Origin of the sequence: Pseudomonas sp. UBA6315 (genome assembly GCF_002438125.1) — a bacterium.
GTDB lineage: Bacteria > Pseudomonadota > Gammaproteobacteria > Pseudomonadales > Pseudomonadaceae > Aquipseudomonas > Aquipseudomonas faucium.
Window position 1 is genome coordinate 20,830 of sequence record NZ_DJTF01000096.1, and the last position, 26,621, is coordinate 47,450.

The 26,621-nt window shown below is 67.2% G+C and carries 21 protein-coding genes; 16 read left to right on the top strand and 5 right to left on the bottom strand.

The genetic code is table 11. The features are described 5' to 3' along the window. The first annotated feature begins 34 nt into the window (after nt 1–34). From B3E94_RS12355 to B3E94_RS12415, 13 genes are all read left to right on the top strand, one after another. Nucleotides 35–1,468 (top strand): TolC family outer membrane protein, encoded by a 1,434-nt coding sequence (locus B3E94_RS12355; protein WP_286913711.1) that lies wholly within the window; start codon nt 35–37, stop codon nt 1,466–1,468. Continuing rightward, the gene (locus B3E94_RS12360; RefSeq protein ID WP_286913712.1) at nt 1,465–3,633 is read left to right on the top strand and encodes a type I secretion system permease/ATPase; all 2,169 of its coding nucleotides are present in this window, start codon (nt 1,465–1,467) and stop codon (nt 3,631–3,633) included. Before B3E94_RS12355 ends, B3E94_RS12360 begins: the two co-directional genes overlap by 4 nt. Next, nucleotides 3,630–4,814 (top strand): HlyD family type I secretion periplasmic adaptor subunit, encoded by a 1,185-nt coding sequence (locus B3E94_RS12365; RefSeq protein WP_176516892.1) that lies wholly within the window; start codon nt 3,630–3,632, stop codon nt 4,812–4,814. Before B3E94_RS12360 ends, B3E94_RS12365 begins: the two co-directional genes overlap by 4 nt. A 174-nt stretch (nt 4,815–4,988) precedes the next feature. Then, nucleotides 4,989–5,888 carry a chemotaxis protein gene (locus B3E94_RS12370; RefSeq protein WP_176516890.1) on the top strand — a complete coding sequence of 300 codons (900 nt, stop codon included), beginning with the start codon at nt 4,989–4,991 and terminating at the stop codon, nt 5,886–5,888. 100 nt (nt 5,889–5,988) lie between these two features. Next, nucleotides 5,989–6,300: a hypothetical protein gene (locus B3E94_RS12375; protein ID WP_176516888.1), complete on the top strand. Its 312-nt coding sequence runs from the start codon at nt 5,989–5,991 to the stop codon at nt 6,298–6,300. After that, entirely contained in the window at nt 6,297–7,031 is a 735-nt protein-coding gene (locus B3E94_RS12380) for a YkgJ family cysteine cluster protein (RefSeq protein ID WP_286913714.1), read from the top strand. The genes B3E94_RS12375 and B3E94_RS12380 overlap by 4 nt, the downstream gene beginning before the upstream one ends. 240 nt (nt 7,032–7,271) lie before the next feature. After that, nucleotides 7,272–8,435: an efflux RND transporter periplasmic adaptor subunit gene (locus B3E94_RS12385; protein WP_236237752.1), complete on the top strand. Its 1,164-nt coding sequence runs from the start codon at nt 7,272–7,274 to the stop codon at nt 8,433–8,435. Then, the gene (locus B3E94_RS12390; RefSeq protein ID WP_286913715.1) at nt 8,432–11,524 is read left to right on the top strand and encodes a multidrug efflux RND transporter permease subunit; all 3,093 of its coding nucleotides are present in this window, start codon (nt 8,432–8,434) and stop codon (nt 11,522–11,524) included. Before B3E94_RS12385 ends, B3E94_RS12390 begins: the two co-directional genes overlap by 4 nt. Before the next feature lie 9 nt (nt 11,525–11,533). After that, entirely contained in the window at nt 11,534–12,208 is a 675-nt protein-coding gene (locus B3E94_RS12395; protein ID WP_176516880.1) for a heavy metal response regulator transcription factor, read from the top strand. Next, the gene (locus B3E94_RS12400) at nt 12,183–13,595 is read left to right on the top strand and encodes a heavy metal sensor histidine kinase (protein ID WP_286913716.1); all 1,413 of its coding nucleotides are present in this window, start codon (nt 12,183–12,185) and stop codon (nt 13,593–13,595) included. The genes B3E94_RS12395 and B3E94_RS12400 overlap by 26 nt, the downstream gene beginning before the upstream one ends. A gap of 132 nt (nt 13,596–13,727) precedes the next feature. After that, a complete protein-coding gene (locus tag B3E94_RS12405) occupies nt 13,728–13,949 on the top strand; it encodes a hypothetical protein (RefSeq protein WP_176516902.1) in 222 nt (73 codons plus the stop codon). Nucleotides 13,950–14,154: 205 nt separating this feature from the next. Next, complete coding sequence (locus tag B3E94_RS12410; RefSeq protein WP_286913718.1) at nt 14,155–15,489, top strand: OprD family porin; 1,335 nt, start codon at nt 14,155–14,157, stop codon at nt 15,487–15,489. 121 nt (nt 15,490–15,610) lie between these two features. Next, nucleotides 15,611–17,107, top strand: coding sequence for a diguanylate cyclase domain-containing protein (locus tag B3E94_RS12415; RefSeq protein WP_286913719.1), 1,497 nt, complete (start codon nt 15,611–15,613; stop codon nt 17,105–17,107). Here the strand turns inward: B3E94_RS12415 and B3E94_RS12420 are convergent. Further along, nucleotides 17,104–17,580 (bottom strand): ferritin-like domain-containing protein, encoded by a 477-nt coding sequence (locus B3E94_RS12420; protein WP_176516871.1) that lies wholly within the window; start codon nt 17,578–17,580, stop codon nt 17,104–17,106. The genes B3E94_RS12415 and B3E94_RS12420 overlap by 4 nt on opposite strands. Before the next feature lie 199 nt (nt 17,581–17,779). Between B3E94_RS12420 and B3E94_RS12425 the strand changes: the two genes are divergently transcribed. After that, nucleotides 17,780–18,001, top strand: coding sequence for a DUF3820 family protein (locus B3E94_RS12425; RefSeq protein ID WP_176516870.1), 222 nt, complete (start codon nt 17,780–17,782; stop codon nt 17,999–18,001). Nucleotides 18,002–18,203: 202 nt separating this feature from the next. Here B3E94_RS12425 and B3E94_RS12430 read toward each other — a convergent pair whose 3' ends face one another. The 3 genes from B3E94_RS12430 to ptsP are packed head-to-tail and all read right to left on the bottom strand — an operon-like array spanning nt 18,204 to nt 23,728. Beyond that, nucleotides 18,204–19,931, bottom strand: a complete 1,728-nt coding sequence (locus B3E94_RS12430; RefSeq protein ID WP_286913720.1) for a PTS fructose-like transporter subunit IIB — start codon at nt 19,929–19,931, stop codon at nt 18,204–18,206. After that, nucleotides 19,928–20,875: a 1-phosphofructokinase gene (pfkB, locus tag B3E94_RS12435; RefSeq protein WP_286913722.1), complete on the bottom strand. Its 948-nt coding sequence runs from the start codon at nt 20,873–20,875 to the stop codon at nt 19,928–19,930. Before pfkB ends, B3E94_RS12430 begins: the two co-directional genes overlap by 4 nt. Next, nucleotides 20,876–23,728, bottom strand: a complete 2,853-nt coding sequence (gene ptsP / locus B3E94_RS12440) for a phosphoenolpyruvate--protein phosphotransferase (RefSeq protein ID WP_286913724.1) — start codon at nt 23,726–23,728, stop codon at nt 20,876–20,878. It lies immediately after the preceding gene. A gap of 293 nt (nt 23,729–24,021) precedes the next feature. Here ptsP and cra point away from each other — a divergent pair, with 293 nt between their 5' ends. Further along, entirely contained in the window at nt 24,022–25,029 is a 1,008-nt protein-coding gene (cra, locus tag B3E94_RS12445; protein WP_286913725.1) for a catabolite repressor/activator, read from the top strand. Continuing rightward, a complete protein-coding gene (locus tag B3E94_RS12450; protein ID WP_286913726.1) occupies nt 25,020–25,796 on the top strand; it encodes a TatD family hydrolase in 777 nt (258 codons plus the stop codon). Before cra ends, B3E94_RS12450 begins: the two co-directional genes overlap by 10 nt. A gap of 61 nt (nt 25,797–25,857) precedes the next feature. Here B3E94_RS12450 and B3E94_RS25585 read toward each other — a convergent pair whose 3' ends face one another. Continuing rightward, nucleotides 25,858–26,571: a methyl-accepting chemotaxis protein gene (locus B3E94_RS25585; RefSeq protein WP_373876240.1), complete on the bottom strand. Its 714-nt coding sequence runs from the start codon at nt 26,569–26,571 to the stop codon at nt 25,858–25,860. Nucleotides 26,572–26,621 lie beyond the last annotated feature (50 nt).

The window sequence follows — 26,621 nt, forward strand, 5'->3', positions numbered from 1 at the left end:
GGCGGCAAGGACGAACAGGCAGTAAGGGAATTTCGTGAAGCGACGCAGTCTGCTGTCTCCACTGATGACGGGAGCCTTCGGGCTCCTGGTACTGAACCTGCACCCGGTTGCCCACGCAGCCGATGACATAGACCCCGCACTGCGCAGCATCGGCCCATCGCTGTTGCGCGATGCCCCCGACGCCATCCCTGCCCGCCCGCCGTCCGGCCTTGCTGGCAGCCCGGGCGACCGGCTGGGGCTGGCCGAGGCGGTGCTGGCCGCCGCCCAGTGGCACCCGAGCATCGCCGAGGCCATCGGCAACCTGTACAAGCAGGGCGAAGGCATCAACGTTGCCAAGGCCGGTTACTACCCGCAGATTTCCGGCGGCATCCGCACCGGTTACGACACCGGCTACGGCGGTGATCGCAACAGCCAGGCGCTGAACCTCTCGCTCAAACAGATGCTCTACGATTTCGGCAAGGTCGACAGCGCCGTCGACGCCGCCCACGCCGCCGCTGCCCGGGCCCAGGCCAACATCCTGCTGGTGGTCGACGACCTGGCGCGTGACACCGCCTACGCCTGGATCGAAACCCGCCGCTACGAGCAGCTGATGGTCATCGCCCGCGATCAGATCCGCGGCGTGGACGACATCGCCGGCATGGCCCGCCAGCGCAGCGACATGGGCGCCAGCACCCGCTCAGATGTGGTCCAGGCCGAATCGCGGGTGGAAGGCGCCCGGGCCACCCTGGAGGAATACCAGGCGCAGTACCAGCGCTGGCGCTCGATCCTCGCCGCCCTGCTGGGGCGCGTGTCGCCACCGGCCCTGGCCGAAGAAACCCCGCCCGAGCTGAACCAGGCCTGCAAGCGCCCAGGCGCCGGCGACGACCGCCTGCCCGCGGTGCTCATGGCCCTGGCCCTGCGCGCGCAGTCCAAGGCGGAGCTGGCCCAGGCCAAGGCCGAGGCCTACCCGACCCTGTCGCTGCAACCGCAGGTCAACCATTACCTGGACAACGACTACGACCGCGACAACCGCAGCCTCGACCGCACCCAGGCGGGCATCTACCTGAACCTGGAAGTGCCGATCTACCAGGGCGGCGCCATCAGTGCCCGCAGCCGCGCCGCAGGCTATGCCCTGACCGCTGCCGACTCGGCCGAAGACGCCGCCCGCCTGCAGGCGCGCCGCGGCCTGGCCGAAGCCATGGCGCAGACCTCCGGGCTGGGCCGCCGGCTCAATTCGCTGGAAGCGCGCCAGGTCAGCATCCAGGAGGCGCGCATGCTCTACGGCCGGCAGTACCTGGACCTGGGCACGCGGCCGCTGCTCGACCTGCTCAACGCCGAGCAGGAAATCTACCAGTCACGCTTCGAACTCGCCGGCACGCGCTCCGACCTGCTGCGCCTGGATGTCGACTGCCTGTACAACACGGGCGCCCTGCGCAGCGCCCTGGGCCTGGAAGGGCGCAACCTGCAAGGGGTGGAAATCGAGCCATGAACGATACCGTCAATCTGAGCCAGGCCAGTCAGCAGCAGCCCCCCGAACAGGCGGTGGCCCACCGGCCCGACCTCGGGCCGTGGCTCGAAGTGATGCTGCAGGTCGCCCATCACTACCGCCTGGACGTCTCGCCCCAGCGCATTCGCCTGGCGGCCGTGGAAGATGCCCGCCCGCTGGACGAGATCCTGCGCCACATGGCACGCCAGGCGGGCCTGGCGCTGCGCTTCGTGCGCTTCGACGCCAAGGCCCTGAAGCAATGGCGCACGCCGCTGGTGCTGGAGCTCGACGACGGCCAGCTGGCCGTGGTCGAAGCGGTGACCGAGGAAAACGAGCTGGCCGTGGTGTTCGCCGGCGACCAGCGGCTGACCTCGCGCCTGCCCCGCTCGGCACTCGAAGGGCGTATCAACCGGGTGGCCTTGATGCGCCCGGCGCGGCCGCTGCGCGATGTGCGCACCGACGACTACACCGCCCCCTACGACCGCCACTGGTTCGCCCGCATCGTGCTGCGCGACCTGCGCCCTTACGGCCAGGTGATGGTCGCCTCGCTGGTGGCCAACGTGCTGGCCCTGGCGGGCGTGCTGTTTTCCATGCAGGTGTACGACCGGGTGATCCCGGCCGAATCGCTGCCCACCTTGTATGTGCTGTTCGGCGGCGTGGTGCTGGCGCTGGTGTTCGATTTCAGCATGCGCCTGCTGCGCCTGAAGGTTACCGACCTGCTCGGCAAGCGCGCCGACCTGCGCGTGTCGGACCTGGTCTACGGCCATGCCCTGCGCCTGCGCAACTCGGCGCGGCCGAAATCCACCGGCTCGTTCATCTCGCAGTTGCGCGAGCTGGAGTCGATCCGCGACCTGATCACCTCCAGCACCGCCACGGCCCTGGCCGACCTGCCGTTCTTCCTGCTGTTCCTGTTCGTGTTCTGGCTGATTGGCGGGGTGCTGGTGCTGATCCCGCTGGTGGCGCTGCTGGCGATGGTGCTGCCGGGGCTACTCGCGCAACGCCGGCTGGCGCGCCTGGCCAACGCCTCGATGCGCGAGTCGTCGCTGCGCAATGCCATGCTGGTGGAAAGCATCCAGGGCCTGGACGAGATCAAGGCGCTGCAGGCCGAAGCGCGTTTCGAGCGGCAGTGGAACCAGTACAACGCCGCCTGCGCCCACACCAACCTGCGCCTGCGCACCCTGACCAACGGCCTGGTGACCTGGACCCAGAACGTACAGGGCGCGGTGTTCGCCGTGGTGATCGTCATCGGTGCGCCCATGGTGATCGCCGGCGACCTCACCACCGGTAGCCTGGTGGCCGCCTCGATGCTGTCGTCGCGGATGATGGCGCCGCTGGCCCAGCTCACCCATGTGCTGACCCGCTGGCAGCAGGCCAAGGTGGCACTGCAGGGCCTGGACAAGCTGATGCAGTCGCCAGTCGACCACCCCGAAGGCGAAGCCCGCGTGCACCTGCCGGCCATCCGCGGCGAGTACAGCCTGCGCCAGGCCAACTTCCGCTACGACGCCGAAGCGCCACCGGTGCTGAACATCAGCCAGCTCGACATCCAGCCGGGCGAACGCATCGCCGTGCTCGGGCGCAACGGCGCCGGCAAGTCGACCTTGCTGCAGGCCCTGGGCGGGGCCATGGACCTGGTGGAGGGCGAAGTCACCCTCGATGGCATTGCCCTGGCCCACCTCGACCCGGCCGACCTGCGCCGCGACGTCGGCCTGCTGCCCCAGTACGCACGGCTGTTCCACGGCACCCTGCGGGAAAACCTCACCCTCGGCGCCGGCCAGGCCAGCGACCAGGAGCTGGTGGCAGCGCTGGCCGCCACTGGCGCCCTGGACTTCGTCCGGCGCCTGCCCAAGGGCCTGGACCACCTGATCCTCGAAGGTGGCATAGGCCTGTCGGGCGGGCAGCGCCAGGCCCTGGTGCTGTCACGCCTGCTGGTGCGCCAGCCACAGGTATTGCTGCTGGACGAGCCCACCGCCTCGCTGGACGACATGACCGAACGCAAGCTGCTCGACAACCTCGACCGCTTCTGCCAAGGCCGTACCCTGGTGATCGCCACCCACCGCTTGAGCGTGCTGCAGCGGGTCGATCGGATCATCGTGCTGGATGGCGGGCGCATCGTCATCGACGACAGCCGCGAAGCCGCCCTGGCAAAACTGCAAGGAGGCCAGGCATGAGCAACCACGAACTCCCCGCGTCCTACCTGGACGGCCAGGATGACCAGGCGGTGCTGCGCGCCGGGCGGGTCATCCTGCTCTGCGCGCTGATGCTGGCGGCGTTCCTCGGCTGGGCCGCCTGGTTCGAGGTGACCGAGGTGTCCACCGGCACCGGCAAGGTGATCCCCAGCTCGCGCGAGCAGGTGATCCAGTCGTTCGAGGGCGGCATCGTCGCCGAGATGAACGTGGCCGAGGGCGATTTGGTCGAGCGCGGCCAGGTGCTGGCCCAGCTCGACCCGACCAAGACCGCCTCCAGTGTCGGCGAGAGCGAGGCCAAGTACCGGGCGGCCAAGGCCAGCGTGGCGCGGCTGCGCGCCGAGGTCACCGGCAAGCCGCTGAGCTTCCCCGAGAGCCTGCGCGATTCCCCCGAGCTGATCGACGCCGAAACCGCCCTCTACGAAACCCGCCGGCGTGGCCTGGAGCAGACCCTGGCAGGCATCGAGGACTCGCTGCGGCTGGTGCGCAGCGAACTGAAGATCACCGAGAACCTGGCCAAGATGGGCGCTTCCAGCCGGGTCGAGGTGATCCGCCTGAACCGCCAGCGCTCGGAGCTGGAGCTCAAGGCCAACGAAGCCCGTTCCGACTACCTGGTGCGCGCCCGCGAAGAGCTGGCCAAGGCCAGCGCCGAGGCCGACAGCCTGTCGGAGGTGATCCGCGGGCGCAGCGATTCGCTGTCGCGCCTGACCTTGCGCTCGCCGGTGCGCGGCATCGTCAAGGACATCGAGGTCAACACCTTGGGCGGCGTGGTGCAGCCGGGTGGGCAGGTGATGAAGATCGTGCCGATGGACGAGCGGCTGCTGATCGAAACCCGCATCGCGCCACGGGACATCGCCTTCATCCACCCCGACCAGGCGGCCAAGGTGAAGATCAGTGCCTATGACTATTCGGTGTATGGCGGGCTGGACGGCAAGGTGGTGGGGATATCGCCCGACACCCTGCAAGATGAGGTGAAACCGGAAATCTACTATTACCGGGTGTTCATCCGCACCGAGCAGGACAGCCTGCAGAACAAGGCCGGCAAGCGCTTTGCCATCGTCCCGGGGATGATTGCCACGGTGGATATCCGCACCGGCGAGAAGACCATCCTCGACTACCTGATCAAACCGCTGAACCGCGCCCGCGAGGCCCTGCGCGAGCGCTGAGGGCCGCTGCGCGGCCATCGCCGGCAAGCCGGCTCCCACAGGGATTGGGGTGTGCTCGGTACCTGTGGGAGCCGGCTTGCCGGCGATAGGGCCCTCAACGGCTCGACCACGCTAAAGCCCCAGGCAAACAGGCCGATAACCCGTTATCCCCTGTTCCCCACCACGAAGGTCCCCATGGCCACGCAAAACGCTCGCGCGGACTCGCTGTCGCTGCTGCTGTTCACCCTGCGCAGCGGCAAGCTGATGGCAATCAACCTGCTCAAGGTCAGCGAGATCATCCCCTGCCCGCCATTGACCAAGTTGCCCGAATCGCACCCGCATGTGAAAGGCGTGGCCACCTTGCGCGGCAACTCGCTGTCGGTGATCGACCTGTCACGCGCCATCGGCGAACGCCCGCTGGCCGACCCCGACGGCGGCTGCCTGATCGTCACCGAGATCAGCCGCTCGCGCCAAGGCCTGCACGTGCAGGCGGTGAGCCGCATCGTCCACTGCCTGAGCACCGACATCAAACCGCCGCCCTTTGGCTCGGGCAACCGCTCGTACATCACCGGTGTGACCCGGGTGGACGACAACCTGGTGCAGGTGCTGGACATCGAGAAAGTCATCCACGCCATCGCCCCGCCCCAGCCCGTGGCGCACCCTGGCGAACTCGGCGAGGAGGACGCCAGCCTGCTGGCTGCCGCCAATATCCTGGTGGTGGACGACAGCCAGGTGGCCCTGCAGCAGTCGGTGCACACCCTGCGCAACCTCGGCATCGAGTGCCACACCGCACGCAGTGCCAAGGATGCGATCAACGTGCTGCTGGAGCTGCAAGGCACCGCGCAGGAAATCAACATCATCGTCTCCGACATCGAAATGTCGGAAATGGATGGCTACGCCTTCACCCGCACCCTGCGCGAGACGCCGGACTTCCAGCACCTGTACATCCTCCTGCACACCTCGCTGGACAGCGTGATGAGTGGCGAGAAGGCCCGCCTGGCCGGGGCCAATGCCATCCTCACCAAGTTCTCCTCGCCCGAGCTCACCGACTGCCTGGTGGTCGCCGCGCGCACCGTGGTGTTTGCCGAGCGCTGAACAACCGTGTTGTTATATTCAGCGACAAACTCCTCGGCCCACGGCCGGGGATGACTCGGGCATAATTCGCGCCCCTCGGATCATTCGTCGGAACCGCGTCATGAAGTCCTACAGCTCCCTCCTGATTGCTTGCGCACTGTTCAGCGGCATTGCCCAGGCCTCCACCAGCCAGGCCTGGAACGAGCAGCGCCAGCAGATGCTCAAGGCCTGCCTGGCCGCCAGCCAGTTCAAGGATGCCCACGCCCGTGGCAAGCCAGCCGAATTCGATGACCAGGTCGGCTTCAGCGCCCTGCTGGTCGAAGGCGTCTACCCACAGAAGCACATGCAGCAGCGCACCGGCACCGAGCTGTGCCTGTACGACCGCCGCCAGCAACGCGCCTTCGTCAGCGAATGGAATCCTGACGCCAAGTGAACGAGAACCTGCGTTTTGCCTGTACCGGCTGCGGCAAGTGCTGCACCGGCCACCACGTGCCGCTGACCCTGGCCGAGTCGCGCCAGTGGGCAGCCGCCGGCGGCCAGGTTGTGGTGTTGATCGAAGCGTTCGTGGCCGATGGCCCGGGCATGCCGGCCGACCAGCGCGAGCATGTGCTGCGCCGCTCGCACCCGGTGCCTTGCGGTGCGGGCGAGGTGCGCGTGGCGGTGACCTTCGCCGCGTTCAACCCCGGGCGTTGCCGCAACCTCGATGACAACGACCTGTGCACCATCTATGAAACCCGGCCGCTGGTTTGCCGTATCTACCCGGTGGAAATCAACCCGCACATTCCACTGCGGCCCGAGAACAAGGACTGCCCGCCCGAAGCCTGGGAACAAGGCCCTGAGCTGATTCACGGCACGCAGCCGGTCGACCCGCAGCTGGCCGCCCTGGTGCAGGCCTCGCGCCAGGCCGACCGTGACGATATCGCGGCCAAGGTGGCGGTGTGCCAGGCGTTGGGGATGACCTGCAGTGCGCTCAAGGGCAATGGGTTTACCGCTTATTTGCCGGAGATGGCGGCGTTCGCGGCGGCGTTGCAGCAGGTGGCGGTGGGCGACGGTGCAGCGTGGACTTTGCATGTGAGCGATGAAGGCTTGGCAGGGGAGCTGCATGCGCTGGGCCTGCAGACCACCAGCGAAACACCGGTGTACTACGCCTTCATCGGGTTCTAGGTAGTCAGTACCGGCCCTATCGCCGGCAAGCCGGCTCCCACAGGTAACGCCGCAGATGTCGAGAACTGCGCTGTACCTGTGGGAGCCGGCTTGCCGGCGATAGGGCCGGTGCTGACACCCCCACCCTGCGAAACTGTCAGCGCTGTCAGCCAGCCGTCACGCTGCCGACCCGGTTCAGGGGCTATAAGCTTCAGTACAGACAACCATTTCCCCCCCCTCTTGGCCAAGGTGCCCGCGCCGATGCGACGTCCTTCCCGCTCTCTCCTCCTGGCCACCACGGCACTGCTCGCCCTGGCCGCATTGGGCATCTGGTACGGCCAACGGCACGAAGCGCCTGCCAGCCGCGCGCAAGCCGCCATCCCGGTCCGCGTGGTCAGCGTCGCCCAGCAGGACGTGCCGCGCTATGCCAGTGCCATCGGCTCGGTGCTGTCGCTGCACAGCGTCGAGGTGCGCCCGCAGGTCGAGGGCATCCTGACCCAGGTGCTGGTCAAGGAAGGCCAATGGGTCAAGGAAGGCGACCTGCTCGCCACCCTCGACGATCGCAGCATCAGCGCCTCGCTCGACCAGGCCCGCGCCCAGCTCGGCCAGAGCCAGGCACAGATCCAGGTGGCCGGGGTCGACCTCAAGCGCTACAAGCTGCTGAGCACCGATGACGGCGTGTCCAAGCAGACCCTCGACCAGCAACAGGCGCTGGTCAACCAGCTGCAGGCCACGGTCAAGGGCAACCAGGCGGCCATTGCCAACGCCCAGGTGCAGCTTTCCTACACGCAGATCCGCTCGCCAGTTACAGGCCGCGTCGGCATCCGCAACGTCGACCCCGGCAACCTGGTGCGCACCAGCGATGCCCAGGGCCTGTTCAGCGTGACCCAGATCGACCCGATCGCCGTGGAGTTCTCCCTGCCGCAACAGATGCTGCCGACCTTGCAAACCCTGCTCAAGGCGCCAACACCTGCGCACGTCGAGGCCTACATGGACGCCGACGGCGAGCGCAGCCTGCTGGGCGAAGGCCGCCTGGCACTGATCGACAACCAGATCTCCGCCAACACCGGCACGGTGCGGGTGAAAGCCGAGTTCGACAACAAGGACGGCCGCCTGTGGCCGGGCCAGCTGGTCACCGTGCGCCTGCGCACGGCGCTGGACGAAAACGCCCTGGTGGTGCCGCCGCCGGTGGTGCAGCGCAGCATCGATGGCCACTTCGTCTACCGCGTGGAGGGCGACAAGGTCACCAGCGTGCCGGTCAAGGTGCTGTACCAGGACAGCACGCTGAACATCGTCGCCGGGGTCAAGGCCGGTGATCGCCTGGTGCTCGACGGCCAGTCGCGGCTCAAGCCCGGCGCCCGCGTCGAGATCACCCCAGACGCCCCGGCACCGGCCGAGATGGCCGACCGCAGGAGCCAGCCATGAACACCCGCAATGGCGTCTCGGCCTGGTGCATCGACCACCCCATCGCCACCCTGCTGCTGACATTCGCCCTGGTGCTGCTGGGTGCCATCGCCTTCCCCCGCCTGCCGGTGGCGCCGCTGCCCGAGGCCGATTTCCCGACCATCCAGGTCACCGCCCAGCTGCCCGGTGCCAGCCCCGAGACCATGGCCTCGTCGGTGGCAACGCCGTTGGAAGTGCAGTTCAGCGCCATCCCTGGCATGACCCAGATGACCAGCAGCAGCGCCCTGGGCTCGACCACGCTGATCCTGCAGTTCACCCTGGACAAGAACATCGACACCGCCGCCCAGGAAGTGCAGGCGGCGATCAACACCGCCACCGCGCGCCTGCCCCAGGACCTGCCGAGCCCGCCGACCTGGCGCAAGGTCAACCCGGCCGACAGCCCGGTGCTGATCCTCACCGTCAGCTCCGCGCAAATGCCCGGCAACGAGCTCAGCGACTACGCCGAAACCCTGCTGGCCCGCCAGCTCAGCCAGATCGACGGGGTCGGCCTGATCAACATCACCGGGCAACTGCGCCCGGCGATCCGGGTGCAGGCGCAGCCGGAGAAACTCGCGGCCATCGGCCTGACCCTGGCCGACGTGCGCCTGGCCATCCAGCAAACCAGCCTGAACCTGGCCAAGGGCGCGCTGTACGGCGAGCACAGCGTGTCGACCATCGCCGCCAACGACCAGCTGTTCCACCCCGAGGACTACGCCAAGCTGATCGTCAGCTACCGCAATGGCGCGCCAGTGCACCTGGCCGACGTGGCCAAGGTGATCAACGGCGCCGAGAACGCCTACGTCAAGGCCTGGTCCGGCGACCAGCCGGGGCTGAACCTGGTGATCTTCCGCCAGCCGGGGGCCAACATCGTCGACACCGTGGACCGGGTGCTCGACGCCCTGCCCCGCCTGCAGGAGATGCTGCCGGCCTCGGTCGAGGTGTCGGCGCTGCAGGACCGCACCCAGACCATCCGCGCATCGCTGCATGAAGTGGAACTGACGCTGATGATCGCCGTGGCGCTGGTGATCGGGGTGATGGCGCTGTTCCTGCGCCAGTGGTCGGCCACCTTCATCGTCTCCAGCGTGCTCGGGGTGTCGCTGATCGCCAGCTGCGCGCTGATGTACGTGCTGGGCTTCAGCCTCAACAACCTGACCCTGGTGGCCATCGTCATCGCCGTGGGCTTCGTGGTCGATGACGCCATCGTCGTGGTGGAGAACATCCACCGTCACCTGGAGGCCGGCGACGATAGCCGCACGGCGGCGCTCAAGGGCGCCGGCGAGATCGGCTTCACCGTGGTGTCGATCAGCTTCTCGCTGATCGCCGCGTTCATTCCACTGCTGTTCATGGGCGGTGTGGTCGGGCGCCTGTTCAAGGAGTTCGCCCTGACCGCCACGGCCACCATCCTGATCTCGGTAGTGGTGTCGCTGACCCTGGCGCCGACCCTCGCCGCCCTGTTCATGCGCCGCCCACCCAGCGAGCACGGCGGCGGTTTCGGCGCGCGCCTGCTGGGCTGGTACGAAAAGGGCCTGGACCGCGCCCTGGCCCACCGGCGCCTGACCCTCGGCGTGTTCGGCATCACCCTAGCGCTGGCGGTGGTCGGCTATATCGGCATCCCCAAGGGCTTCTTCCCGCTGCAGGACACCGGCTTCATCCTCGGCACCACCGAGGCGGCGGCAGACGTTTCCTACCCCTCGATGATCGAAAAACACCTGGCGGTGGCGAAGATCATCGGTGATGACCCGGCCGTGCGCGCCTATTCGCACTCGGTCGGGGTCACCGGCAGCAACCAGACCATCGCCAACGGCCGCTTCTGGATTTCGCTCAAGCCCCGTGGCGAGCGCGACGTGTCGGCCAGCGAGTGGATCGACCGCATTCGCCCGAAACTGGCCCAGGTACCCGGCATCGTCCTGTACCTGCGCGCCGGCCAGGACATCAACCTCAGCTCCGGGCCATCGCGCACCCAGTACCAGTACGTGCTCAAGAGCAACGACGGCGTGGCCCTGAACCTGTGGACCCAGCGCCTGACCGAGCGCCTGAAGGAAAACCCGGCATTTCGCGACCTGTCCAACGACCTGCAGCTGGGCGCCAGCGTCACGCGCATCGACATCGACCGCCAGGCCGCAGCGCGCTTCGGCCTGACCACCACCGACGTCGACCAGGCGCTGTACGACGCCTTCGGCCAGCGGCAGATCAGCGAATTCCAGACCGAGACCAACCAGTACAAGGTGATTCTCGAGCTCGATGCGCGCCAGCGCGGCAAGGCCGAAAGCCTCAACTTCTTCTACCTGCGCTCGCCGCTGACCAACGAGATGGTGCCGTTGTCGGCCCTGGCCCACGTGGCAGCGCCCAGCACCGGGCCGCTGTCGATCAGCCATGACGGCCTGTTCCCGGCCGCCAACCTGTCGTTCAACCTGGCGCCCGGCGTGGCCCTGGGCGATGCGGTGCAGATCCTCGAACGCACCCAGCGCGAACTGGGCATGCCCGACTCCATCGCCGGCAACTTCCAGGGCGCTGCCCAGGCCTTCCAGAGCTCGCTGTCGAGCCAGCCGTACCTGATCCTCGCCGCGCTGGTGGCGGTGTACATCATCCTCGGCGTGCTGTACGAAAGCTTCGTCCACCCGCTGACCATCATCTCGACGCTGCCCTCGGCGGGCCTGGGCGCGATCATCCTGCTCTGGGCCAGCGGGCAGGACTTCAGCATCATGGGCCTGATCGGCGTGGTGCTGCTGATCGGCATCGTCAAGAAGAACGGCATCCTGCTCATCGACTTCGCCCTCGAAGCCCAGCGCCACCAGGGCATGACGCCCGAGCAGGCGATCCGCCAGGCGTGCCTGGTGCGCTTTCGCCCGATCATCATGACCACCCTGGCCGCGCTGCTCGGCGCGGTGCCGCTGATGTTCGGCTTCGGCACCGGCGCCGAGCTGCGCCAGCCGCTGGGTATCGCCGTGGTCGGCGGCCTGTTGGTGAGCCAGGCGCTGACGCTGTTCACCACCCCGGTCATATACTTGGCCCTGGAGCGCCTGTTCCATCGCCGCCAGGCGGCCGCTGCGGCCGCGCCAAGTGCCAGCTGAGACAAGACCATGCGTGTGCTGATCATCGAAGACGAAGAAAAAACCGCCGACTACCTGCATCGCGGCCTGAGCGAGCAAGGCTTCACCGTCGACCTTGCGCGCGACGGCATCGACGGGCTGCACATGGCCCTTGAAGGCGACTACGCGGTGATCGTGCTCGACGTGATGCTGCCGGGCCTGGATGGCTACGGCGTGCTGCGTGCCCTGCGCGCGCGCAAGCAGACGCCGGTAATCATGCTCACCGCCCGCGAGCGCGTCGAAGACCGCATCCATGGCCTGCGCGAAGGTGCCGACGACTACCTGGGCAAGCCGTTCTCGTTCCTCGAACTGGTTGCCCGCCTGCAGGCCCTGACCCGCCGCAGCAGCAGCCACGAGCCGCTGCAGGTGCAGGTTGGCGACCTGTGGATCGACCTCATGGCGCGCAAGGCCAGCCGCGCCGGCACCCGCCTGGACCTGACCGCCAAGGAGTTCTCGCTGCTCAGCGTGCTGGCCCGGCGCCAGGGCGAGATCCTGTCCAAGACCGCCATCGCCGAGCTGGTCTGGGACATCAACTTCGACAGCGACGCGAATGTCGTCGAGGTCGCCATCAAACGCCTGCGCGCCAAGCTCGACGGGCCATTCGACAACAAGCTGCTGCACACCATCCGAGGCATGGGCTATGTCCTGGAAAACCGTGCCGGTTAACTCCATCGCCCTGCGCCTGTCGGCGCTGTTCATCCTGGTGGCGCTGGGGGTGTTCGTGCTGATCGGCTCGGCGCTGTATCGCCAGGTCGACCGCAGCCTCGACCTGCTGCCGGCGGCCGAGCTCGATGCGCGCTACAGCGTGCTCGAATCCACCCTCAACCGCTTCGGCACGCCCGAGCACTGGGCCAAGATCAGCAACAAGCTCAACTTGCTCAGCGAAGAAGACAAACGCATCCGCTTCTGGGTGGTGAGCAGCAATCCGGCCTTCGAATACGGCCACCCCAGCGAGCTGGTACGCGCGTTCGCCGAAGGCCCGCAAGGCATGCGCGACCTGCGCCTGCCCGAGCGCCCCTACCCGTACAAGGTGCTGGTCAGCGAACTGCCGGCCGTGGCCGAGCGCCCGCCGCTGCGCTTTCTGATTGGCATCGACACGGAAACCTTCTGGCAGGCGCAGCACAGCTTGCTGGTGGCCATCGTCGGGCTGGCGGTGCTGGGTGTGCTGCTGGCTTCGGTGCTGGGGTACTGGGTCGCCCGGATCGGCCTGCGCCCGCTGCTGGCGCTGTCCAACGAAGCCCAGGCGCTGGCTCCGCCGCGCCTGGACGGCCGCCTGCAAACCCACGACCTGGCGCCGGAGCTGGCGCAGTTCGCCGGCGCCTTCAACGCCGCCCTCGACAGGGTCAGCCAGGCCTATTCGCGGCTGGAGGCGTTCAACGCCGACGTCGCCCACGAATTGCGCTCGCCGCTGACCAACCTGATCGGCCAGACCCAGGTCGCGCTCACCCGCGGGCGCAGCGCCGAGCACTACTTCGAAGTGCTGCAATCGAACCTCGAAGAGCTCGAGCGGCTGCGCAGCATCATCAACGACATGCTGTTCCTCGCCAGCGCCGACCAGGGCAGCAAGGCCACCGCCCTGACCCAGGCGTCACTGGCCGAGGAAGTCGCCACCACCCTCGACTACCTGGACTACATCCTCGAAGACGCCCAGGTCAGCGTGTCGGTCAGCGGCGACGCCCAGGCGCCGATCGAAAAAGCCCAGCTGCGCCGGGCGCTGATCAACCTGCTGAACAATGCCGTGCAACACACCGCACCCAACCAGGTGATCCGCGTGCATATCGATGCCGGGGCGCAACAGGCCAGCATCGCCGTGAGCAACCCGGGGCCGGCCATCGACGATGCCCACCTGCCGCTGCTGTTCGAGCGTTTCTACCGGGTGGATGCGGCGCGCAGCAACAGTGGCGGCGGCAACCATGGCTTGGGCCTGGCCATCGTCAAAGCCATTGCGCTGATGCATGGGGGCGATGTTTTCGTGCAGAGCGAAGCCGGCGCCAACACCTTCGGCATTCGCCTGCCAAGCGCTCAAACACGCGGGTTTGGGGCGAAAGTCTAATTGCTTTTCCAGATGATCGTTACCTTTTGCGCAACAGTGCTTATCACCACGGACGCTGTTTCCAGGGCCATTAAACGACTAACTTTAGCCCTGTCCTCATTAGCACTTGCACCGCAAGAAGGTAGTTTCAAAATGTCCAACAGTATGGGTATTGCCAGCGTTTTCGTTCTGTCTTCCCTGTTGTTGTCGCCCCTGGCCATGGCTGAAGAGTCGCCGGCCTTCGTCGCCCGTAATGCCGAGCTTGCCGCTGTTCACCAAGATGCCCGCGAAGCTGTCGCCCACCAGGCAGACGCCGTAAAAGCCTCGGAACAGACCGCTTCCAAAGTTCAAAGCGATGCCAACGCGGACAGCTGATTGCTGTTCGCCGCTGCTCCAGATTTCCCTCGGCTACGCCATGGGCACCACCGGTGCCGATATGTTAGCCTTTTAAAGCCGCTGCCAATCAGCGGCTTTTTTTATGTGCTTTAACGATCAGCCCGGTTGTTACGTCTCTAACAAGAAAGTTGCACATTCAAAAAATAAAAACTGCCCCACCGCCCGACCAAAGGAGCTAGTACCGGTGCCTTCCGCGTTTCGTTTTACCCCGTTGTTCATTGCATTGACTGCAACGATGCCGTTCGCCGCCCAGGCAGATGAAGACAAGGCTGATGGCTTTATCGAAGGCTCGACGTTCAACCTGCATTTGCGTAATGCCTACTTCAACCGCAACAACCTCAACAGTGGTGTGCGCGACAAGCGCGAGTGGGGCCAGGGCGCAGTCGCCCGTTTCGAGTCCGGCTACACCCCTGGGGTGGTGGGTTTCGGCCTCGACGCCCATGCCATGCTGGGCCTGAAGCTCGACGGCGGTGGCGGCCATGCCGGCACCAGCATCCTGCCGTCGCACTACAAGGACGACGGTGAACTGGGCGCCGCCCCGCACTCGTTCTCCACGGCCGGCGCTGCGGTCAAGCTCAAGGCGTTCGACACCGAGCTCAAGGCTGGTGACCTGTTCCTCACCAACCCGGTGATCGCCGGCGGTGAAACCCGCATGCTGCCGCAGACCTTCCGCGGCGTGAGCCTGACCAATACCAGCATCGACGGGCTGCTGCTCGAAGGCGGCCAAGTCAGCTTCACCCACCCGTACAACCAGAGCGGCCATCGCCGCATCGACACCTACTACGGTGCGCTGGACGAGCACGACAAGAGCAAGCACCTGAACTGGGCCGGCGCGTCCTGGAGCGGCACCGAGAACATCACCGCCAACCTTTACGCCGCTGAGCTGAAGGACATCTGGAACCAGTACTACGCCGACTTCGACTACACCTACGTGGTCAACGACCTGGTCAGCCTGAACCCGGGCGTGCACTTCTACCACACCCAGGACACCGGCCAGGCGCTGCTGGGCAAGATCGACAACAACACCTACAGCCTGCACTTCACGGTCAATGCCGGTTACCACAGCGTCACCGCCGCCTACCAGCGCGTCAACGGCAACACGCCGTTCGACTACATCAACCTGGGCGACAGCGTGTACCTGGACAACTCGCGCATGTACTCGGACTTCAACGCCCCGAACGAGCGTTCGTGGAAGCTGCAGTACGGCTACAACTTCGCCGGCGTCGGCATCCCAGGCCTGAGCACCACCGTGTCGTACTCGCGCGGCGAGGCGGACCTGACCAAGGCCAGCCGCGACACCAGCCACTACGACTACTACCGCGCCGATGGCAAGAACGCCATGCACTGGGAGCGCGACCTGGACGTGAAATACGTGTTCCAGGAAGGCGACTTCAAGGACTTGTCGGTGTTGGTGCGCTATGCCACCCACCGCGGCAGCCAGGGCTATGCGTCGATCGACAGCAACAGCGACAACGACGAACTGCGGGTGATCGTCGATTATCCGGTGAACATCTTCTGACCCTTGCGGGAGCGGGTTCGCCCGCTCCCACGCACGATTCCGTCGGACAAATCTTGTTCGACAATCCCTGCACCCCTAGAATGTCGCCGCCGCAAATGGCCCTGCCTCAGCAGTAGCGCGCATGCCCACTCGATTACCGCGTCTCGCACTCTACAGGTCGCACCCCGAGCTGATCCTCAACCTGGGCAGTTGCCTTGCCGTGCTCGCGATCGTGGCCATCGTCAGCTACCTGCTGGCCCGCGAGCGTGACAGCGTCGAGCAATCGGCCATCCGCGCCTCGAACAACATCGTGCAGCTGATCGAAAGCGACATCCTGCGCAATGCCGAACTCTACGATCAGTCCCTGCAGGGCCTGATCTGGGCGGTCAACCGCAAGGAGCTGCCCGAGATCCCCAGTGCGCTGCGCCAACGCCTGCTGTTCAACGAAGCCTTCGTCGACAAGAAGCGCGGCGATGTGCTGTGGCTGGACAAGGCCGGCAATGTGGTGGGCGACTCCACCAGCATCGTGCCGCGCAAGGCCAACTTCGCCGACACCGGCGTGTTCAAGGCGCACCTGAACGACCCCAACCTCGGTTTGCTGGTGGGCCCGCCGTTCAAGGCGCGGTTGGGCGACCTGGACTGGTGCATCAGCTTCAGCCGGCGCATTTCCGGCCCGAACGGCGAGTTCGCAGGCTTGGCCGCAGGCGCCTTGCGCCTTTCCTATTTCAACGAACTGTTCCAGCGCCTGGATATCGGCGACGACAGCAGCATCAACCTGTTCAACGCCAATGGCCAACTGCTCGCCCGGCAACCTACCCGGCCAGAAGACCCGCTGATCGGCAGCAACTACCGCGAGCGGCCCAACTTCAAGCGCATGCTCGGCGAACGCAGCGGCAGCTTCACGGCACGTTCGAGCACCACCGGGGACCAGCGCATGTTCACCTTCGCCCGGGTGGCCGACCTGCCGTTGATCGTGATGGTGGTGCACTCGGCCGACGAGGTGTTCGAGTCGTGGCGGCGCACCGCGATACTGGTCAGCGTGGCCACTGGCGTGCTGTGCGTGGGCATCCTCTGGCTGACCTTGCTGCTGGGCCGCGAGCTACAGCGCCGTCATGAAGCCGAACAGAGCCTGGCGACCCTGGCCGCCACCGACAGCCTCACCGGCCTTGCCAACCGCCGCCGGCTGGACCAGGTGCTGCGCCTGGAATGGGCACGCGCCCAGCGCAACCGCAAGCCGCTGGCGGTGATGATGGTGGATGTGGATCATTTCAAGGCGTTCAACCAGCGCCATGGGCATGCCGGTGGCGACCATGCGCTGCGGGAGGTGGCCAAGGCCATCGAACAGTGCCTGCGCCGGCCCGCCGACCTGGCGGCGCGCTACGGGGGGGAGGAGTTTCAGGTGATCTTGCCGGAGACCGAGCTGCCGGGTGCGCTGTTGCTGGCAGAGCGCATTCGCGCCAGCGTGGAAGGGTTGGCGCCGTTTGCCGATGATGCCCGTGCGGTGACGGTCAGCATCGGCATCGGCGTGTTCATCCCCGGCACCCAGCACGACCTGACCCGGGTGCTGGGTGATGCGGACGAAGCCCTCTACCGGGCCAAGGCCAAAGGCCGCAACCGAGTAGAGGGGCCAACCCCTTAGGAGCGGGCGCGGGCAGCGTTGCGCAGCGCCTTGACCTGGTCGTGGTTGCGTTGCACGCCTTGCAGTTGCTTCTCGACCAGTGCATAGCTCTGGTCGCTGGCAGCGCGGCCCAGTTTGACCAGTTTTTCGCGGGCTTCCTTGTAGGCCTTGAGGGCGTGGTCCTCGCCGCGCTCGACTTCGTTGAGCACCGCTTCTTCGTCCTTGCCGGTGACCATCGACTTGAGGTTGACCCAGCCGCGGTGCATGTCGCCGCTGATGCTGGTGGAGGTTTCCGGGTCACCTCCCAGGCGGCGAACTTCGCTTTGCAGCTCGGCGGCGGCGCTGGAGCATTCACCGGCGCGCTGCACGAAGAAGGCCTTGAGTTCCGGGTTCTTCACATCATCGGCCGAAGTCTTGAAACCCTTTTCGCCGTCCTTGCTGTACTCGATCAGGTCGTTGAGTACGTCGATCACGTCTTTGTTGGGGTTGCTCATGGTTTAACTCCTTGGCAGGTGATAGTCATGTAATCAGGAGCAGCCTTCGTGCCAAGCCTTGCGCAAAAATAAAATCGTTTAAAATCAATTAGTTACTATCAAATGCAGGAATGTGTGAAACGGCGTTATGCATGATTGCCGCTTGGGCGCTCGTGCAGATTGCAGTATGGTCGGCGCACTTTCCCTGCAGGCCTTACCCATGAAACCGGAAACCCTCGAACTGCTGGTCACGCGCACGATGCCTTTTGGCAAATACCAGGGGCGGATCATTGCCGACCTGCCGGGTGACTACCTGGCCTGGTTTGCGCGCAAGGGCTTTCCGGCGGGGGAACTGGGTGGGTTGCTGGCGTTGATGCACGAGGTCGACCATAACGGCCTGGGGGACTTGCTGGTGCCATTGCGGCAGAAGCATCGCAAGTGAGGGGTGCCAGCTCTGGCCCTATCGCCGGCAAGCCGGCTCCCACAGGTACAGCACAGGCTTCAAGGCCTGTGTTTACCCTGTGGGAGCCGGCTTGCCGGCGATGAGGCCCTCAACCCTTCACAGGCACCACTGCCGTCAGCAAACACAGGCCTTCAGGCATGCGCTGTACCTGTGGGAGCCGGCTTGCCGGCGATGAGGCCCCTCAGCCTTTCACCGGCGCCACTGCCAGCTCCACCCGCTCGCTCTTCTTGATCACGGCATACACCACCGCCGTCAGCAAGCTCCCCGCCACGATCGCCAGCAGGTACAGCAACGCGTGGTTGATCGCATTGGGTATCAGCAACACGAACAGCCCACCATGCGGCGCCATCAGCTTGCAGCCGAAATACATCGACAGCGCCCCGGTCAACGCCCCGCCGGCAATGCTCGCCGGGATCACCCGCAATGGGTCCTTGGCCGCGAACGGAATCGCCCCCTCCGAGATGAAGCACAAGCCCAGCGCCAACGCCGCCTTGCCCGCCTCGCGCTCGCTCTGGGCGAACTTGCGCCGGGCCAGGAAGGTGGCGATGCCCAGGCCGATCGGCGGCACCATGCCGGCGGCCATGGTCGCGGCCATCGGCGCATAGCTCGACGACGCCAGCAGCCCCACCGAGAAGGCATAGGCCGCCTTGTTGATCGGCCCGCCCAGGTCGACGCACATCATGCCGCCCAGCAGCAGGCCGAGCAGAATGGCGTTGGTGGTGCCCATGCTGTCGAGAAAGTGCGTGAGCCCTTCGAGCATCGCCGCCACCGGCTGGCCGACCACGTAGATCATCACCAGGCCGGTGAACAGGCTGGCCAGCAGCGGAATGATCAGAATCGGCTTGAGCGCGTCGAGGCTGCTGGGCAGGCGTGCCCAGCGGGCGATCGCCTTGGCGCTGTAGCCGGCGAGAAAACCGGCGACGATGCCGCCGATGAAACCGGCGCCCAGGGTGCTCGCCAGCAAGCCGCCGATCATGCCCGGCGCCAGGCCCGGGCGGTCGGCGATGGACCAGGCGATGTAGCCCGCCAGCAGCGGCACCATCAGCTTGAACGCCGCCTCGCCGCCAATCTGCATCAGCGCGGCGGGCAAGGTGCCTGGCTCCTTGTAGGCCTCGATACCGAACACGAATGACAAGGCGATCAGCAGGCCGCCGGCCACCACCATCGGCAGCATGAACGACACGCCGGTGAGCAGGTGCTTGTAGACCCCGGCCTTCTCGGCCTTGGCCGCAGCCGGCGCGGCATCGCCTGCGCTTTCGACCTGGGCTTCGGCCAACGCCTTGTCCAAGGTTGCCCGCGCCTGCTTGAGCGCGATGCCGGTGCCGCAGCGGTAGATGCGCTTGCCGGCGAAGCGGGCTGTGGGCACTTCGATGTCGGCGGCCAGCAGCACCACGTCGGCTTCGGCGATGGCCTGCGCCGAGAGCGGGTTGCGCGCACCGACCGAGCCTTGGGTTTCGACGGTCAGCGCATAGCCCAGTTGCTGCGCGGCCTGTTGCAGGGCCTCGGCGGCCATGAAGGTGTGCGCCACGCCGGTCGGGCAGGCGGTGACGGCGACCAGGCGCACGGCCGCCACCGGTTGGGCGCTAGTGGGCGCGCCGGCGAGCACCTGCGCATTGACTGCCGCGCGGTCGAGAAACCCTTCGCGGTCGGCCAGCGCTTCGGCCGGCGTGCTCTGGTACACGCGCTTGCCGCTGAAGCGGCCCAGGTCGATCTGGCCGGTGCTGACCACCAGCACCCAGTCGGCCTCGGCAATCTGCGCGGCGCTGAGCTGGCGCTCGGGATGCTCGGCATCCACCACTTCGACGCAGGTTTTCCAGCCGCGGCGCTGGGCGGCGGCGGCCAGCAGGCGCGCACTCAGCACGCTGGACACCTGGCCGTTGGGGCAGGCGGTGACAATGGCAATGTTCATCGGCAACCCTCTTGTTGTTCTGTCAGTTGCACGGCGCCTTGCAGGCGCGCCAGGTGTTGCGGGTCGGCAATGCCGAAGCCGACCTGGGTCACCGCCAGGGCAGCGATGGCGGTGGCACGGCGCAGGGTCTGAGAAGCGGGTTCGCCCAGCAGCAGGCCGTGGACCATGCCCGCCACCAGCGAATCGCCGGCGCCCACGGTACTGGCCACGCGCACCTGCGGCGGCCGCGCGTGCAGCGCCTGGCCTGCGGCAAACCAGCTGACACCCTGCTCGCCCGCCGACACCACCACATGCTCCACGCCACTGGCCAGCAGCCGCTCGGCCGCGGCGCGCTGTTCGGCGTCGCTGCTCACGGTCAGTCCCAGTACCTCGCCCAGCTCTTCGGTGTTCGGCTTGACCAGCCACGGCGCGCTCTGCAGCCCGGCGCGCAAGGCTTCGCCGCTGCTGTCCAGGGCAACTTTCAGGCCCAGCGCCTTCAGTTGCTCAAGCAACAGGCGGAACCACTCGGGGCTGATGCCACGCGGCAGGCTGCCGGCCACCACCACCGCGTCATGCCCTGGCGCCATCGCTTGCAAGCGCCGCAGCAGCGCTGCGCAGGCAGCGTCATCGACCTGCGGGCCTTGCCCATTGATATCGGTGACGCGGCCATCGGCCTCCACCAGCTTGAGGTTGCTGCGGGTTTCGCCCGGCACGCGGACGAAGCAGTCGACGAACCCGCGCTGCTCGATCAACGCCTCGAATGGCTGCAGGTTGCCCTGGCCAAGGAAACCACCGACGGTCACGCTGTGCCCCAGGTCGGCCAGCACCTGGGCCACGTTCAGGCCCTTGCCGGCAGCATGGGTCTGCTGCTCGTGGGCGCGGTTGACCAGCCCGGGGCGCAGGGTGTCGAGGCTGACGGTGATGTCCAGCGCCGGGTTCAGGGTCAGGGTCAGGATCTTGGCCATTCAATAACGCTCCACCAGCGCGCGAACCGCTGCGGCGCTGTCTTGTTGCAGGGCCTCGCGCGCCAGGGCGCGGGCCGTCTGGTGATCGGCCTGGCGTACCAGTGCCTTGACTTCGGCAATGCTGCGCGCCGCCACGCTCAACTCGTCCACATCCAACCCCAACAGCACCGCCACCGCCTGCGGGTCGGCGGCCAGCTCGCCGCACACGCCCACCCACTTGCCCTGGGCATGGGCGGCGCGCACGGTCACGTCGATCAGGCTCAGCACCGCCGGGTGCAGGCCGTCGGCCTGGGCCGAAAGGCTCGGGTGGCCACGGTCGATGGCCAGGGTGTACTGGGTCAGGTCGTTGGTGCCGATGCTGAAGAAGTCCACCTCGCGCGCAAGCTGTGGCGCCAGCAACGCCGCGGACGGCACCTCGACCATGATGCCCAGTTGCAGGTCGGCGACCGGGATTTCCGCGCGCAGGCGTTCGACCATCGCCCGCGCCTCGCGCCATTCGTGCACCTGGCCGACCATGGGGAACATGATCCGCAGCGGGCGCTGGTCGGCGGCGCGCAGCAGGGCGCGCAGCTGGTCTTCCATGATCTGCGGCCGCTGCAGGGTCAGGCGTACCCCGCGCACGCCGAGAAACGGGTTGTCCTCGGCGGCGATCGGCCAATAGGGCAAGGGTTTGTCACCGCCCACATCGAGGGTGCGCACCACCAGCGGCCGCCCACCCAGGCCATCGAGCACGCGGCGGTACTCGGCCTCCTGGGTGGCCACATCCGGCGCCTGGGGGTGGGCCATGAACAACAGTTCGGTGCGCAGCAGGCCGACACCTTCGGCGCCCTGCTCCACCACCTTGTCGATGCCGCTGCTCTGGCCGATGTTGGCGAACACTTCGACGGCGTGGCCGTCGCGGGTGACGGCCGGCGCGTGGCGCTCGGCCCAGGCGGCTTGCAGGCGTTGTTCACGCTGGTCGCGTTCGGCCAGCGCACGCTGCAACTCGGCGGCCGGCGGCGCCACGCTGAGCGTTCCGCGCTGGCCATCGAGCAGCAGCGGGGTGCCGGCTGCAAGCTGCAGCACCGCCGCCCCCGCGCCGACCACCGCCGGAATGCCCAGGGCCCGGGCGACGATCGCGCTGTGGGCCGTGGCGCCGCCATGGGCGGTGACGATGCCGGCGACCCGCGCCGGGTCCAGCCGGGCCACATCGGAAGGGCCTACCTCGGCCATCACCAGCACATAAGGTTGCTCGGGCTCGGCCTGGGCCTGCACGCCACACAACTGCGCCAGCACGCGACGGCCGACATCGCGCAGGTCGGCGGCACGCTCGGCCAGCAACGCGTCATGCAACGCCTCCTGCTGGCGCGCGGCCGCCTCGATCACTGCCATCCACGCCGCCGGCGCGCTCTCGCCCTGGGCCAGGCGCAGCTCGACATCGTCGCTCAGGGCCGGGTCGGCGAGCATTTCCTGGTGGGTGACGAAGATCTCGCCAATGGCCTTGTCGCTGCGCTGCACCAGCGCTTGCAGGTCGCTACCGACCACTTCCAAGGCCTGCTGCAGCTTGTGCCGCTCCTGCGTGGGCGATTCGCCGCGCAGGGGGTAGTCGATTTCACGTTCCACGCAGACATGCGCCGGCCCGCTGGCAATGCCCGGTGCCGCGCCTACCGCCTGGATGCGGCTGCCTGCGGCCGGGGCCTGCAGGGCTTCGGCCGGCAGTGGCGCTGCTGGGCTTGCGGTGGCCGGCAGTGGCTCGACCTCCTCGCCCAGGCCTTGTTCGATGGCCGCCAGCAGCGCCGGCAAGGCGTCGCTGGCGATGGACGGCTCGGCGCTCAGCTCCAGCACTTGCCCGCGCCTGGCCCCCAGGCTGAGCAGCTTGCTCAGGCTCTTGACCGACACCGCCGGCTGCGCGCTGTCCACCAGGCGCAGGCGAATCTCGCCCTGGAAGCCCTTGGCCAGTTGCGCCAGGATCTTCGCCGGGCGGGCATGCAGGCCATGGGGGTTGGCCAGGGCGATGCGCGCACTGGGCCAGTCAGCCGGCGCCTCGCCGCCCAGCACTTCGAGCACGGCGCGGCTGCTGGTGGCCTGGTACAGCGTCTGCCCACGGCCCTCGATCAGCACTTCGCACAGGCGCTCGAGCAGCGCCTGATGCGCAGCGCCGAGGCTGGCCAGGCAGAACAGCCCGTTCAGCGGCTGGTCGCGGTAGCGCAGCGGCTGCTGCGGGGTGACGAAGGCCAGGCCCGGCTGGCGTACCTGGCGCTCGCTGTGCAGCCACCACAGGCCCTCGCCCAGGGGCAGCGGCTCGGCCTGCTGGAGCACGGCGGCAAAGCCGCTGTCGACGCAACCGGCGCGTTGCAGCAGGCGTGCGCCGCGCCAGGCCAGTTCGTCGAAGTCCTCGGCGGGCAGGTTCAGGCCGACCAGCTGCGCGTCCAGGGCCAGTTCCTGCGGTGCGCTTTGCAGCAGCTTGAGCAACGCCTCGGCGGAGCTTGCCCGGCGCAAGTCTTCGGCCAGGTCGGTTTCGCCCAGGGCGCGGGTGAGCAGTTGCAGCAGGCGCAGGTGCTCGTCGGAGCGGGCGGCGATGCCGATGGCCAGGTACACCCGCTGGCCGTCGCCCCAGTCGACGCCCTCGGGGAACTGCAGCAGGCGTACCCCGGTGGCGAACACCAGGTCGCGGGTCTGCGGGGTGCCGTGGGGGATGGCGATGCCCTGGCCAAGGAAGGTGGAACCCTGCGCCTCGCGGGCTTGCAGGCCTTGCAGATAGCCGTCGGCGACCAGGCCGTCGGCCACCAGCCGCTGCGCCAGCAGGCGCAGGGCCTCGGCTTTGTCGACAGCCGTCTGGCCCATGGCTATCTGCTCTTTGGCGAGCTCGAGCATGACCTTCTCCTTTTGCAGCCCCTTGGCGATAAATGCCGGGTACTGAGGTATTGTTGTGAAATTCGCGCTTTCAGCCAGTTCAACGGCTGCGCATGAACGGCAGCGGCGGCAGAAAATTTTTAGCTGAAACGTTTAACCTGACCAAGCGGACACGTTACTCGATAATCTTCCGGGGAAAAAGCCCCATCCTGTCGGACAATTGCGACAATGGTCGTCTGCGCGTGGCAGCCTGGCCGGGTCAAACTACTCGGTCCTGTCCCACGATCAGCCCCGGTAATAACAAGGAAAATTCGGTGAAACTCAGCGATATCGCCCGTCTGGCCGGTGTGTCCGTGACCACTGCCAGTTACGTCATCAATGGCAAGGCTGAACAGCAGCGCATCAGCAACAGCACTGTCGAGCGCGTGCGCGCGGTGGTCGAGGCCCACGGCTTCACGCCCAACCCGCAGGCCGCTGGCCTGCGCAGCCGGCACACCCGCACCCTGGGCTTCATTCTCCCGGATCTGGAGAACCCCAGCTACGCCCGCATCGCCAAGCAGCTGGAACAGGGCGCCCGCGCCCGTGGCTACCAGTTGCTGATTGCCAGCAGTGACGACCAGCCAGACAGCGAGCGCCAATTGCAGCAACTGTTCCGCGCCCGGCGCTGCGATGCGCTGTTCGTCGCCAGCTGCCTGCCGCCCGAAGACGACAGCTACCGCGAACTGCAGGACAAAGGCCTGCCAGTGATCGCCATCGACCGGCGCCTGGACCCGGCGCACTTCTGCTCGGTCATCAGCGACGACCGCGATGCCAGCCGCCAGCTGGCCGACAGCTTGCTCGTCACCGCCCCACGCAGCATCGCCCTGATCGGCGCACGCCCGGAGCTGTCGGTCAGCCAGGCCCGCGCCGGTGGTTTCGACGAGGCCCTGCAAGGGTTTGCCGGTGACGTGCGGCGCTACCAGGGCGAAGCGTTCAGCCGCGAATGCGGCCAGCGCCTGATGCAGCAACTGATCGACGAGCTGGGCGGGCTGCCGGATGCCCTGGTGACCACCTCCTACGTGCTGCTGCAAGGGGTGTTCGACACCCTGCAGGCGCGCCCGGCCGATTCGCGCCAGCTGCAACTGGGCACCTTCGGCGACAACCAGCTGCTCGACTTCCTGCCGCTGCCGGTCAACGCCATGGCCCAGCAGCATGGCCTGATCGCCGCCACCGCACTGGAGCTGGCCCTGGCCGCGATCGAGGAAAAACGCTACGAGCCCGGCGTGCACGCCATTGGCCGCACCTTCAAGCAACGCATCACTGCAGGCTCAACATGCGCCTGATCGACACCCACACCCACCTGGACTTCCCCGACTTCGACGCCGACCGCCCGCGCCTCTTGGCCAACGCGGCGGCGCGCGGGGTGCAGCGAATGGTGGTGCTGGGGGTGCACGAGGCCAATTTCCAGCGGGTGTGGGACCTGGCCTGCGCCGAGCCGAGCGTACAGGCGGCGCTGGGCTTGCACCCGGTGTACCTGGAGCAGCATCGTCCCGAGCACCTGGTGCAACTGCGCCAATGGCTGGAGCGCCTGCACGGCGACCCGCGGCTGTGCGCCGTGGGCGAGTTCGGCCTGGACTACTACCTCGAAGACCTCGACAAGCAGCGCCAGCAGGCGCTGTTCGAGGCGCAGCTGCAGATGGCCTGCGACTTCGCCTTGCCGGCGCTGCTTCATGTGCGCCGCAGCCATGCCCAGGTGATCGCCACGCTCAAGCGCTACAAGCCGGCGCGGGCGGGGGTCATCCATGCCTTTGCCGGCAGTTACGAAGAGGCCCGCGAGTACATCAAGCTGGGCTTTCGGCTAGGGCTGGGCGGCGCGGCGACCTGGCCGCAGGCGCTGCGGTTGCGCAAGACCCTGGCGCGCTTGCCGCTGGAGAGCGTGGTGCTGGAGACCGACTCGCCGGACATGGCCCCGGCGATGTTTGCCGGGCAGCGCAACAGCCCGGAGCACTTGCCGGAAATTTCCGGGGCGTTGGCCGAGTTGATGGGGGTCGAGGTAGAGGCCCTGGCTGAAGCCAGCAGCAAGAATGCCTGTGAGCTGTTTGGTTGGTAGAGGCTCCCACCTGACCCTGTGGGAGCCGGCTTGCCGGCGATAGGGCCGGCACTGCCCCCACCTAGACCTTGAACGCCCCGATCATCCGCTTCAATTCCACCACCTGCTGCGACAGCGCCCGGCTGGCATCCTCGGTCTGGCAGGCGCCCTGGGTGGTGTCCTGGGCCGCCCGGTTGATCGCCACGATGTTGCGGTCGATATCATGGGCCACCGCCGTCTGCTGCTCGACCGCCGCCGCAATCTGCTGGTTCTGCTCGACGATCCCACCCACCGCCCCCAGGATGTTGCCCAGCGCCTGCTGCACCTGGCGCGCTTCATCCACCGTTGCCGCCGCCATCTGATGGCTGCTGCCCATCGCCCGCACAGCGGCAGAAACACCCTCCTGCAGGCGCTGGATCATCTGCGCGATCTGCGCCGTCGAGTCCTGGGTCCGCCGGGCCAGGGTGCGTACCTCGTCGGCGACCACGGCAAAGCCCCGGCCCTGTTCACCCGCCCTGGCTGCCTCGATCGCGGCATTGAGGGCCAACAGGTTGGTTTGCTCGGCAATGCTGCGGATCACCTCCAGCACCTGGCCGATCGCCTGGCTGTCGGTGGCCAGCTGGTTGATCGCCAGCACGGTCTGGTCGATTTCACCGGCCAGGCGGCCAATGCTGCCCTGCTGGCTTTCCACCAGGCTGCGGCCATTGGCGCTTTCATGGTTGACCTGCTGCGCGCCGTCGGCGGCCAGCGCCGCGCTGCGCGCCACTTCCTGGGCGGTGGCGCTCATCTGGTTCATCGCCGTGGCCACTTGCTCGATCTGCTCACGCTGGCCGCTGACCGCCTGGT

Excerpts from the sequence above, each read along its gene's own strand:
- ptsP (WP_286913724.1), bottom strand. The coding sequence starts at position 23,728 with ATGCTCGAGCTCGCCAAAGAGCAGATAGCCATGGGCCAGACGGCTGTC.
- B3E94_RS12360 (WP_286913712.1), top strand. The coding sequence starts at position 1,465 with ATGAACGATACCGTCAATCTGAGCCAGGCCAGTCAGCAGCAGCCCCCC.
- B3E94_RS25585 (WP_373876240.1), bottom strand. The coding sequence starts at position 26,571 with ATGAACCAGATGAGCGCCACCGCCCAGGAAGTGGCGCGCAGCGCGGCG.
- B3E94_RS12395 (WP_176516880.1), top strand. The coding sequence starts at position 11,534 with ATGCGTGTGCTGATCATCGAAGACGAAGAAAAAACCGCCGACTACCTG.
- B3E94_RS12425 (WP_176516870.1), top strand. The coding sequence starts at position 17,780 with ATGAAACCGGAAACCCTCGAACTGCTGGTCACGCGCACGATGCCTTTT.
- B3E94_RS12415 (WP_286913719.1), top strand. The coding sequence starts at position 15,611 with ATGCCCACTCGATTACCGCGTCTCGCACTCTACAGGTCGCACCCCGAG.
- pfkB (WP_286913722.1), bottom strand. The coding sequence starts at position 20,875 with ATGGCCAAGATCCTGACCCTGACCCTGAACCCGGCGCTGGACATCACC.
- B3E94_RS12450 (WP_286913726.1), top strand. The coding sequence starts at position 25,020 with ATGCGCCTGATCGACACCCACACCCACCTGGACTTCCCCGACTTCGAC.
- B3E94_RS12405 (WP_176516902.1), top strand. The coding sequence starts at position 13,728 with ATGTCCAACAGTATGGGTATTGCCAGCGTTTTCGTTCTGTCTTCCCTG.
- B3E94_RS12370 (WP_176516890.1), top strand. The coding sequence starts at position 4,989 with ATGGCCACGCAAAACGCTCGCGCGGACTCGCTGTCGCTGCTGCTGTTC.
- B3E94_RS12430 (WP_286913720.1), bottom strand. The coding sequence starts at position 19,931 with ATGAACATTGCCATTGTCACCGCCTGCCCCAACGGCCAGGTGTCCAGC.
- B3E94_RS12375 (WP_176516888.1), top strand. The coding sequence starts at position 5,989 with ATGAAGTCCTACAGCTCCCTCCTGATTGCTTGCGCACTGTTCAGCGGC.
- B3E94_RS12365 (WP_176516892.1), top strand. The coding sequence starts at position 3,630 with ATGAGCAACCACGAACTCCCCGCGTCCTACCTGGACGGCCAGGATGAC.
- B3E94_RS12420 (WP_176516871.1), bottom strand. The coding sequence starts at position 17,580 with ATGAGCAACCCCAACAAAGACGTGATCGACGTACTCAACGACCTGATC.
- B3E94_RS12385 (WP_236237752.1), top strand. The coding sequence starts at position 7,272 with ATGCGACGTCCTTCCCGCTCTCTCCTCCTGGCCACCACGGCACTGCTC.
- B3E94_RS12400 (WP_286913716.1), top strand. The coding sequence starts at position 12,183 with ATGTCCTGGAAAACCGTGCCGGTTAACTCCATCGCCCTGCGCCTGTCG.
- B3E94_RS12390 (WP_286913715.1), top strand. The coding sequence starts at position 8,432 with ATGAACACCCGCAATGGCGTCTCGGCCTGGTGCATCGACCACCCCATC.